Annotated in this window: 10 protein-coding genes; 9 read left to right on the forward strand and 1 reads right to left on the reverse strand. The window is 45.5% G+C overall.

Going from position 1 to position 9,924, the window contains the following annotated elements:
- Positions 1 to 86: 86 nt before the first annotated feature.
- Entirely contained in the window at positions 87 to 830 is a 744-nt protein-coding gene (locus HUU58_12115) for a response regulator (GenBank protein NUN46415.1), read from the reverse strand.
- Between the two features lie 200 nt (positions 831 to 1,030).
- Here HUU58_12115 and HUU58_12120 point away from each other — a divergent pair, with 200 nt between their 5' ends.
- From HUU58_12120 to HUU58_12160, 9 genes are all read left to right on the forward strand, one after another.
- Entirely contained in the window at positions 1,031 to 2,320 is a 1,290-nt protein-coding gene (locus tag HUU58_12120; GenBank protein NUN46416.1) for a HEAT repeat domain-containing protein, read from the forward strand.
- Between the two features lie 41 nt (positions 2,321 to 2,361).
- Entirely contained in the window at positions 2,362 to 5,142 is a 2,781-nt protein-coding gene (locus tag HUU58_12125) for a UPF0182 family protein (protein NUN46417.1), read from the forward strand.
- Between the two features lie 14 nt (positions 5,143 to 5,156).
- Positions 5,157 to 5,636: an acyl-CoA thioesterase gene (locus tag HUU58_12130; protein ID NUN46418.1), complete on the forward strand. Its 480-nt coding sequence runs from the start codon at positions 5,157 to 5,159 to the stop codon at positions 5,634 to 5,636.
- A 59-nt stretch (positions 5,637 to 5,695) separates the two neighbouring features.
- Complete coding sequence (gene lgt / locus HUU58_12135; protein ID NUN46419.1) at positions 5,696 to 6,517, forward strand: prolipoprotein diacylglyceryl transferase; 822 nt, start codon at positions 5,696 to 5,698, stop codon at positions 6,515 to 6,517.
- On the forward strand, positions 6,514 to 7,194 hold the full coding sequence (locus HUU58_12140) for a DUF4159 domain-containing protein (GenBank protein ID NUN46420.1): 681 nt from the start codon (positions 6,514 to 6,516) through the stop codon (positions 7,192 to 7,194). Before lgt ends, HUU58_12140 begins: the two co-directional genes overlap by 4 nt.
- Before the next feature lie 13 nt (positions 7,195 to 7,207).
- On the forward strand, positions 7,208 to 7,903 hold the full coding sequence (gene ccsA / locus HUU58_12145; protein NUN46421.1) for a cytochrome c biogenesis protein CcsA: 696 nt from the start codon (positions 7,208 to 7,210) through the stop codon (positions 7,901 to 7,903).
- 47 nt (positions 7,904 to 7,950) lie between these two features.
- On the forward strand, positions 7,951 to 8,271 hold the full coding sequence (locus HUU58_12150) for a hypothetical protein (GenBank protein ID NUN46422.1): 321 nt from the start codon (positions 7,951 to 7,953) through the stop codon (positions 8,269 to 8,271).
- A 110-nt stretch (positions 8,272 to 8,381) separates the two neighbouring features.
- Positions 8,382 to 9,239, forward strand: a complete 858-nt coding sequence (locus HUU58_12155) for a class I SAM-dependent methyltransferase (protein ID NUN46423.1) — start codon at positions 8,382 to 8,384, stop codon at positions 9,237 to 9,239.
- A gap of 356 nt (positions 9,240 to 9,595) precedes the next feature.
- Positions 9,596 to 9,811, forward strand: coding sequence for a hypothetical protein (locus HUU58_12160; GenBank protein ID NUN46424.1), 216 nt, complete (start codon positions 9,596 to 9,598; stop codon positions 9,809 to 9,811).
- The last annotated feature ends 113 nt before the right edge of the window (positions 9,812 to 9,924 follow it).

Consider the following 9,924-nt stretch of genomic DNA (forward strand, 5'->3'; position numbering starts at 1 on the left):
AAAAATGGTTAGATGACTCAATTAATAACAGCAAAACTCAGTCTAAATCTTAGTTTTGCGGGGAATGAAGTTAATCAAAAAATGGACTATTGCAAGTCCGTATCGCCGTTTGATTTGAATTTTTCGAGCAGCTCGTTGATCGTCGTTTTATTGAGATCAAACGCTTGATCGTTGGAGGCTTGCTTCATCGCGGAGACCACGTCGCTCAGAAGATTGATCGTACGGGAAATGCGACGGCATCCTATGGAGGCCACATCGATCAGTTTGCGTACTTGTTCGACGTCGGCGGGATCGGTGAGCTGCGCACGTCCTGAAATCGGCGCGATGGCATTATTGATATGATGGGAAATCGCGATCAATGTTTGTTCCAAGGTACGAATGCGTTCGATTTCTTTTTCACGGTTGGTCAGAGCCAGACGAAGTTCGCGAAGTTTGAGCAGAGACGCGATTTGAGCGCGGAGTTCGGTAAGGTTGTACGGTTTGGTCAGATACGCATCCGCGCCTTTTTCCAGGCCGGTGAGTTTATCACTCAATTCGACTTTGGCCGTAACAAGCACGATCGGTGTCATTTTGATCGTATCATCGCTGCGAATGGCTTCGCACAGTTTGTAGCCGTCCATTTTGGGCATCATGACGTCGCTCAACACGATATCATGGTGATGTTGCCGTAAAATAGACAAACCTTCTTCGCCATCGCCCGCTACATCAACTTCAAATTTTTCTTTGATAAAATACAAACGAAGGATTTTTATCGTATCGGGGTCGTCTTCGACGATCAATATCCGGTTACTGCGCGGAAAAGGTGATCCCTTAGTACCTTCAGAGTTCATGCAAGCCCGATAAAATTGACTTTTGAGGAAATTGTTTATACTTTGATTTTCAATTGTGCGCCCTATGGGGCAGGACAACATACTACAGAAAATTACCCATGCGCAAGCCTTTTTTATGCGCAGACGGAGGGAGTAAAAACGTGTACAAACGATCGTCCATATATATATTTTTGAGCCTCATTTTGTTGTTAAACGGATGCGTGCCGCAGTACGGTGAACTCAAGTTGCCGCCACGCCATATTATTATAAAATACTGTTGGGAAACATTTGAGCTTGGTCTTAAAGACAAAAATGATTTTGTCAAAACGTCCACGCTGACGACTTTGGGACGCATCGGCTCGGCATCAGCGGCGGAAACCATCGCATCGGCAGATCTCGGTGTGAAACCGCAAGTGACGCGCACAGCCGTTGCAACGCTGGCGCAGATGCACGACAGTGCGGCATTTCAAGCCTTGCTTCGGTTCCGTGGTCATTCTGATTTTTTTGTGCGCGAAAATGTCGCGATGGGTATGGTACGCATGCGGGATTTGTACGGTGACACCTTAGTGGCCCGCGTACTCAAGCGTATGCATCTATACGTGGATTCGATCGAAAGCGATACGATGTTCTACGAAAAATCCGAGATTCAGCAAGAGCGGCGTGAAATCAAAACCAAACTGGCCATTGCTATTTCATCGGTTGATCCGCGATTCCCTGATCCTCAGATTGCGCTTGCCTACCGCGATGCACCCTTGGCGGCGCGTGTCGCATTGGTTAATTTTATCGGCGCCGTCAAGCCACCCAATGCACTGACATGGCTGAGCCCATTTATGATGGATTCTTCCACCTACGTACGTTCCAAAACAGCCGAGGCATTAGGAAAAATCGCCTCACCGCAAGCCTATGATATGCTGCGGGGTATGTTGCGAACGCAACGACGTGAAGAAGTCGTTGTCAACGCGGCGATCGCTTTGATGCCGGCCGACGAAGTGCGCGCCGTCGAAGTTTTGATACAGGCAATGGATACCTATGATGAAGATACGCAGAGTAATATCTTACTTGCTCTCGGCGAAGCTAAATTACCTGAATCCCGCGCTAAAATTTTGCCGTTGGTAAAATCGGCCGTTACCGGTAAAGGCGATTGGGTGCGGGTCGGTGCCATCGGTGCTTTGGGATTGATCAAAGATACGACTACACTGCCGCTCATCGAAGCGGCGCTGGAAGATCCGGTGGACGAAGTCCGCGAAATTGCCGTCGGGGTTTTGGCTCAGATGAAAGGCGAAACAATGGTGGATCGGCTCAAAGCCTGGGCAAAAGACGATCAGTACTCCATGCGTTCCGTCGCGCTCGCCGGATTAGGTTCCCTGCGCGATCCCGTCATGGTCGAAAAAACCGTATATCCGGTTTTGTATAATACCATGAAGTTTGATCCGGAAATGATGGTCCGAGTGCGGGCCGCGTTTACATTGCTTAATATCATCAATGATCGTAAGTACACCAAAGGAATTTGAAGCTAAGTATTGCTAACCTAACAAGGAGCTAATCAACGCATATGCGTCGTTTGTCCACTATCCTTTTCGTATTGATACTCGGCTACTATGCCGTATCCAGTTACGTCAGTTTTTACAGCGAGCTGTTGTGGTTTCAGTCCATGGGGTATGAAGAAGCCTTTTGGCGAATGTATATGACTGAATATATTGTCGGTGCGGTATACTTCGCGATATTTTGGCTTGTGATCGGCGTCAATATATGGATCGCTTCCCGAATGGAGGCCGTGTACGTTTCACCGACCGGCGGTGTGTATCAACAACCCTTCAATCTTGTTGCGAAACCTGCCAAAACAATATTTTTCGGCATTTTGATCTTTGTAAGTTATATCATGTCCAGTGCGCCGGCCGCCAAGTGGATGCGCATTTTGCAATACATGCATAGTGAAAGCTTCGGTACGGCGGACAGTGTGTTTCAAAAAGACATCGGTTATTATATTTACCAACTGCCATTTTATCAGAGTATCGTATCATGGTTGTATGGCGTGGTGATCGTCGCGATGATCGCTGTGCTGGCTACGTATCTTTACCGTAAAGCGATTTATATCGAACCGCAAGGAATTCGCCTCGCGGATGTCGTGAAACGCCATCTGATGATACTGGGCGCCATGTTGCTTTTGATCTACGCCGTGGATAATTATTTTTCGGCGTACAATATCCTTTACAAAGATAACGGAACGGTAGTCGGCGCATCGTATACGGATGTGCATGCCGTTCTGCTTGGTTACCGTGTGATGATTGCCGTCGCCATACTTGGTGCGATCGCCGCATTATGGGGCGCTGTCAAAGCGACGTGGCGGTTTGCGGTGATCGGCGGCGTTGCCCAATTTGCCGTCGGCTTTGTCATGCTCAACGTGTATCCCGGGCTGATTCATCGTTTTGTGGTCACCCCCAACGCGCTCGAAAAAGAAAAACCTTATATCGAAGAAAATATTCGCCAAACGCGTCGCGCCTACGAATTGGATAAAATTACCGAACAGGATTTTAACTACGAATTATCGCTCAAAGCGTCCGATTTGAAAGCCAATTCCTCCACGATCAAAAATATCACGTTGTGGGATTATCGTCCGATCAAAGATTCGTATTCGCAGCTTCAGGAGATACGTCCGTATTACAATTTTTATGACGTGGACATTGATCGCTACATGATCAACGGCGAATACCGTCAGGTCATGTTGGCCGGACGTGAAATGAATCTCGACAAAATCGGTTCCAGTGAAAATTGGATCAATAAGACCTTTATCTACACCCACGGCCACGGTATCGTCATGAGTCCGGTCAACGTCGTTACACAAGAAGGTCAGCCGGAGTTTTTCATCAAAAATATTCCGCCGGAATTAGCGGTGAATATCAAAATAGATCGCCCGGAAATTTATTTCGGTGAACTGATGAACGAATCGGATTACGTGATCGTCAAAACTTCGAAAGAAGAATTTGACTATCCTTTGGGCGAATCCAATCAGCATACGATGTACAAGGAAGAATCCGGTGTAAGTATCGGCAGCTTTGCCCGTAAGATGCTTTTTGCGATTCGTTTTAACAAATTTAATCTCCTGCTGAACGACTATATTCAGGCGCAAAGTAAAGTATTATACTATCGTAATATCCGCGATCGCGTCGAAAAAATCGCGCCGTATATCCGGTGGGATCGCGATCCGTACCTCGTGGCGGAGAACGGACGACTTTACTGGATGATGGATGGATATACGATCACGGATCAATACCCGTACTCAGCTATGTCGGAAGAAAGAGTGGGTTCCGGGGCTTTTGCACGCAAACGCTATTTCAATTATATCCGCAATTCCGTCAAAGTCGTGATTGATGCGTACAACGGCAAAACCGATCTGTATGCATTTCAACCCGACAGCGATCCGCTGATCCGTGTTTACGGAAAAATGTTCAAAGGGGTGTTCAAAGAGTACGCTACCATGCCGGACGAACTCAAAAAACACGTGCGTTATCCGCAGGATTTGTTTGACATTCAGGCGTCCCATTTCGCATCGTATCACGTGTCGGATGCCAATGTGTTTTTTAATAAAGAAGACGTGTGGCATGTCGCTCAGGAAAAATACGGCGATGATGTGCAGACCATGGAGAGTTATTACATGATCATGCGCCTGCCGGGCGAAACTAAAGAAGAGTTTATCACGTTGTTGCCTTTTACGCCCAATAACAAATCCAATATGATCGCCTGGTTTTGTGTACGCAGTGACGGGGACAATTACGGAAAACTTCTGGTGTACCGTTTTCCCAAAACGGAACTGGTGTACGGTCCTATGCAGGTCGAAAGCCGTATAGATCAAACGCCTGAGATTTCAGAAAAACTTACGCTGTGGAATCAGCAAGGTTCACGGGTGACGCGCGGCAATATGCTCGTTGTTCCGATCAATAATTCGCTGCTCTACGTCGAACCGCTGTATCTGCAGTCCAATCAAAGCCGTCTGCCGGAACTGAAAAAAGTCATCGTGGCCTACGGCAACAGTATTTTTATGGAAGACAATCTGGAAATCGGATTGGAAAAAATTTTCGGTGGCAATTACGGCGACTTCGGAACTTCGAGTACCGTGGCACCGATGTCTGAGAATAAAGCAACGACCGATAACGTATCAAGCAGCTTGTCGTCGGATCAATCGCGGGCTCTGCGTGAACTTTCACGCTCGGCGATGCAAAATTATAATAACGCACAAGATGCGCTCAAACGCGGTGATTGGGCTAAGTATGGCGAATTCCTTGAGCGCCTCAAGCGTGATTTGGATAAACTCAACGAACAAAGTCAAAAATTCTAATGAAGGATAACCGTTTGCAAGCCCAACGTTCATTGCCGCTCAGCAGTTGGCATATTGTATTTCCCAATGATACCAATCCGCACGGAACGATGTTTGGCGGTAAGGTCATGGCGATCATGGATATTCAGGCCGGCATTGTTGCGACACAATATTGCCATCGCATGGTGGTGACGGCGTCCACCGAAGCCGTGGATTTTCGCAATCCGGTCAAAGTCGGAGACCGGTTGGAAACAATTGCGCGGGTGGTATATGTCGGTAAAACTTCGATGGTCGTTCGTATTGACGCCTATGCCGAAAATCCGTTATCCGGAAAACGTAAACATTGTACGACGGCCTATTTTAATATGGTCGCGCTGGATGAAGACGGTGCGCCGACGATGATACCGCCGTTGATCGTGGAAACGGATGAGGAAAAACGCGATTTTGAACTGGCCAAACACATCAAAGAGGCGGCGACTGAACGTAAAAAACGATTTGCCGATACGTCGTTGTGATGCGCGATGTATAGTATTGATTGTATCAAAAAATAATTTATAAAAAAAAGTTATAGCCCATGATTCCTACATTATTTGAAATACCGATCTTCGGTGGCATTCCCATTCACAGCTTCGGGCTTATGATGGCGGCGGCTTTCCTTACTTCCAGTTTTGTGCTGCGGCGGTTGTTCAAAAATGCCGGATATTCCGAAGAATTGTCGGAAAAAATCATTCTTGTCGCGGCGATTGCCGGTTTAGCCGGTTCCAAATTGTATTATCTTTTTTTTGAAGCGTTTGAACGTTTTAAAAAATATCCGATGGAGATGTTGTTTAGCGGCGCGGGACTTACCTGGTATGGCGGTTTTGTTTTAGCGACGATAAGCATTATCTATTTGTTAAAGAAAAATAAAATCCCCGTCTTGCGCGGCGTGGATCTTATAGCGATCCCGCTACCGCTTGGTTATGGTATCGGCCGTATCGGATGCCATCTTTCGGGCGACGGCGATTACGGTTTGCCGTGGGACGGGCCTTGGGCTACAAATTATTCGCGCGGTGTCGTTCCGCCTTCTCAGGCCTTTCACGGCTCGGAGATCGCTCGTCAATATCCGAACGGGATCGTTCCGGATAATACGCTTTGCCACCCGACGCCGTTGTATGAAACGTTGATTTCAACGGGAATTTTTTTGATCCTGTGGCATATGAGTAAACGTAAATTGCCTGCGGGTTCCATCATTTCGCTTTATCTCATGCTTGCCGGTATGGAGCGTTTTTTTATCGAATTTATGCGTCTCAATCCTAAAGTGGCGTTTGGCCTGAGCGGCGCGCAATTGATCAGTGTGGTGATGATTACAGCCGGTGCGGGTTCGCTGGCTTATTTGTGGAAGCGTGCAACGGCATGATACGGTTTGTTTATGTTTTATTTTTGATCTTAGTGTTAAACGATACCGTATCGGCGCAGGCCAATGGGAAAATCGCGTCATCTCGTTTTACGATCGCGCGTCTCAAATACGGCGGTGGCGGGGATTGGTATGGCAATAAAAACGCATTGAATCACCTGCTGCGTTATTTGAGTGATAATACCAATATTGCCGTTGAAAAAACGGAAACCTACGTGGATCCGTCGGATATCCGGCTTTTTGATTATACCTTTTTGTATATGGCCGGTCACGGCAACGTCAAATTCAGCGATGATGATGTTCGCCAATTGCGTCGTTTTCTGACCGGCGGCGGCTTTCTTTGGTGCGATGATGATTATGGTATTGATCCGTATTTTCGGCGTGAGATGAAGCGTGTGTTTCCGGAACTTGATTTTACACTGATTCCTTTTTCACATCCGATTTATTCGATCGGATCACGGTTCCCCAATGGTATGCCGAAAATACACGAACACGATGGGGGCCCTCCGCAAGGTTACGGATTGTTTTGGAAAGGGCGATTAATTTGTTTTTATTCTAAAAATACGGATATCAGCGACGGCCTCGAAGGGCCGGAAGTATTTCCCGAAGACCATCCTGAAAAACAAGCGGAGGCACTTCGGTTTGCGGCGAATATTGTAATGTATGCCTTAAGTTACTGAGAAGGTGAAGAATATGAAAAATGGTGTCGGTGAAAAAATTCTTGATGCGGCTATGTTGGTGGTTATGCTGGCGGCGCTGTATCTGACATTTATTTGGGTTCCCAATGAAAAGACCATGGGTATCATTCAACGCGTGTTTTATTTTCATGTGCCCGCCGCGTGGGTTTCATTTTTAGCGTTTGGTTTTGTTTTTGTCGCGAGCATCATGTATCTGATCAAGCGGGATGACAAATGGGACGCCATGGCCGTATGTTCGGCAGAAATCGGTTTGCTTTTTTGTACGATCGTATTGGTGACCGGGCCGATTTGGGCTAAACCGGTGTGGGGCATTTGGTGGACGTGGGATGCGCGCCTGACATTGACGTTGGTACTGTGGCTTATATACCTCGCATACACGATGTTACGGGCATACATTGACGATCCGCTCAAGCGGGGACGCCTTTCAGCCGTCGTCGGCATCGTGGGATTTGTAGATGTTCCGCTGGTTTATTTTTCGATTCGCTGGTGGCGCACACAGCATCCGGCACCCGTCATGGCGGGGGGCGAAGGTTCGGGTTTGGCACCGGAAATGCGTTTGGTGTTGATGTTTTGCCTTGCCGCATTTACTCTGCTTTTTGTGTATTTATTGAATAAACGCCTGAAAATGGAGAAAACCGAACGAGAGCTTGAGTTACTTTATCGTACGGTGCAACGCGACAACCGGATGTAGTTTTTTGCGATAGCATAGTTGGTTCCAAGACGTTATATTAAAAAACGATGAGAAAAATAATTCTAATAGTTTGTTTGTTGTTGCTCCGGACGACCGTATTTGCCGGGGATGGGTATCAATTTTTGCGTGTCGGCGTGACGGCCCGCGCGACGGGACTCGGCGATGTGTTTGTCGCTCAACCCGGTGACGCAACAACGTTTATGTACAATCCGGCAGGCCTTGCAACACTACAAGGGCGGACTTTTGCAGCAAGCTATAAAGAAAGCCTGCCGTTATCATTGCAAGCCGGCGTAAATTATAAACTGCGGAATGCCCCGGTTACGGTCAATCTGACATTTACAGATATACAAACGACTGTCAGCGTATAAATTGAGCGCTACGACTGCTCAATCAGCAAAGATGAAATTTTCAGTTGATCTTTTTAACTCAAAATAAAAAATTCAAACTACTTATATTAAAACAAAAAAAGGATAGATTCATGAAGGAAGAACAAACCTTGGTTAATGACGTAAAGCAATTTTGGTCAAGTCATCCAATGGCATACAATTTTCCGACTAAAAACCTTTCGAAAGATTTGCTTGCGCAGATTGATCAAAAATTTTATAAAAAGGCTGTCAATTGTTATAATGGTGATGGCAAAAAACTCTACTCCGATTATATTGACTATAATGAGGTGATCAAGAATAAGAGTGTTCTGGAAATTGGATACGGAATGGGCACTATGATGCAATGTTTTTGTGAAAATGGAGCTAATTATTTTGGAATTGATCTTAGTGATTTTCATTTTGCTGCAGCTCAATTTCGAAAATCCATGTTTAATCTTAACGCCGATGTTGTATTAGGAAATGCAGAAAGTTTGCCTTATGGGGATAATCAATTTGATTTTGTTTTTTCACATGGGGTTATCCATCATACGCCACAGACCGAAAAGGTATGTGATGAAATTTATAGAGTGCTAAAGCCGGGCGGTAAATTTCTTGTTATGGTTTATCATATGAATTCGATTCGAGTAAGATGGGACTACCACATTAAACATTCCTTCTTTCGATGGCAAAAAGGATTAAAAACATTTTGTAGCATTCAAGAAGCGTTGAATTATCATACGGATAACCATGACTCAAATCGAGGCGGCTCACCACTGGCTAAAGCGTATACACGAACGACAGGCGCCAAATTGTTTGAAAAATTTAAACACCTGCACATTGATGTTACTAGCAATCCCATTGAGTTTGAAAAATTTCCCTTTCATCCTTTTGGTAAATTGATGCCCTTTTCATTAAGAAAAAAATTATCCAAAAAATGGGGATATTTTTTGATGATTAATGGGCAAAAATGATACAATTTAAAAACATCAATACTACAAGATAAAATCATGTCCGGCATTGTGGGGATGATACATGTTGATCCGAATAGCATGTCGAAAATGGAGTGGGTTCACTGGCGTATTTGTGGAAGCGCACTATCGCATGATCTAGCTTTGATTTTGTTGTTAAATAATACCGTGTCTGCGCAGACAAGCGGGAAAACGGTGTCCTATTGTTTTGCGATTGAGCGCCTCAAATAGGGCGGAAGCGGTGATCAGTATGGCAATAAAAACCCATTGAATCATCGGCTGAATTATTTGAACGAAAATACTAAATATTGCTGTTAAAAAAACGGAGACGTATGTGGACCCGTCGGACATACGTTTTTTTGATTATAATTTTTTTGTGCATGGCGGATCACGTCAATGTCAAATTTAGCGAAGGTTCGGGTTTGGCACCGGAAATGCGTTTGGTGTTGATGTTTTGCCTTGCCGCATTTACTCTGCTTTTTGTGTATCTATTGAATAAACGCCTGAAAATGGAGAAAACCGAACGCGAGCTTGAGTTACTTTATCGTACGGTGCAACGCGATAACCGGATGTAGTTTTTTGCGATAGCATAGTTGGTTCCAAGACGTTATATTAAAAAACGATGAGAAAAATAATTCTAATAGTTTGTTTGTTGCTGCTCCGGACGACCGTATTTGCCGGGGATGGG

The sequence above is a fragment of the bacterium genome (assembly GCA_013360215.1).
Lineage (GTDB): Bacteria > CLD3 > CLD3 > SB21 > SB21 > JABWCP01.